This window comes from Psychrobacter proteolyticus (assembly GCF_038155145.1).
In the GTDB taxonomy this organism is placed as follows: Bacteria; Pseudomonadota; Gammaproteobacteria; order Pseudomonadales; family Moraxellaceae; genus Psychrobacter; species Psychrobacter proteolyticus_B.
In genome coordinates, this window is the sequence record NZ_JBAKAY010000090.1 from 1 (window position 1) to 228 (window position 228).

Annotated in this window: 1 pseudogene; it reads left to right on the forward strand. The window is 49.1% G+C overall.

The window, feature by feature from the left end:
• Nucleotides 1-69 precede the first annotated feature (69 nt).
• Nucleotides 70-228, forward strand: a pseudogene (locus V6252_RS13100) (CoA transferase); the annotation flags it as partial.

The following is a 228-nucleotide window of genomic DNA, read 5'->3' on the forward strand; positions in this document are numbered from 1 at the left end:
GATTTGTTTGCAGGTTTGCAGTTGACGATTGGTATTCAGGCGGCACTATAGGCGACTCAAAATACGTGTGTTGGTAAACATGTCGATGTGGCATTGCTCGACAGTGCACTGGCTATCCTGGCCAATGTCGGCATGAATCATTTGGCTTCCGATAAGATACCGCCAAGGTTGGGTATACAGCATCCTAATATCGAGCCGTATCAAGTATTTGCGGGCGAGGGCGAGCAG